Origin of the sequence: Mesorhizobium sp. M2A.F.Ca.ET.039.01.1.1 (assembly GCF_003998035.1) — a bacterium.
Taxonomy (GTDB): domain Bacteria; phylum Pseudomonadota; class Alphaproteobacteria; order Rhizobiales; family Rhizobiaceae; genus Mesorhizobium.
In genome coordinates this window covers 1-430 of record NZ_RZRY01001555.1, presented here as the reverse complement: position 1 = coordinate 430, position 430 = coordinate 1, and the positions used below count along the sequence as shown (strand labels likewise).

Here is a 430-nt window from a genome sequence, read left to right as displayed (position 1 = left end):
CTACGGCTCGATCGGCGACTTCCTGGTCGGCGCCTGCAAGCAGGTTGCCGGCCAGCCGGCCTTCGTCTGCATGGGCAAGGCCATCACCTATGCCGAGCTCGAGCAGCAGTCGGCCGCCTTCGGCGCCTATCTGCAGTCGAAGGGCCTGCAGAAGGGGGCGCGCGTGGCGCCGATGATGCCCAACGTGCTGCAATACCCGGTGGCGATGATGGCGGTGCTTCGCGCCGGCTTCACCGTGGTCAACGTCAACCCGCTCTATACGCCGCGCGAGCTCGAGCATCAGCTGAAGGATTCCGGCGCGCAGGCGATCGTCATCCTCGAGAATTTCGCCAACACGCTGCAGGCGGTGATCGCCAAGACCTCGGTCAAGCACGTCGTCGTCGCCGCCATGGGCGACATGCTCGGGGGCCTCAAGGGGACGCTCGTCAAC

Annotated in this window: 1 protein-coding gene; it reads left to right on the top strand. The window is 66.3% G+C overall.

The annotated features are described in order from the left end of the window. Positions 1-430 (top strand): AMP-binding protein (locus tag EOA24_RS40895; RefSeq protein WP_145992602.1); only part of this gene is annotated, 430 nt, incomplete at both ends.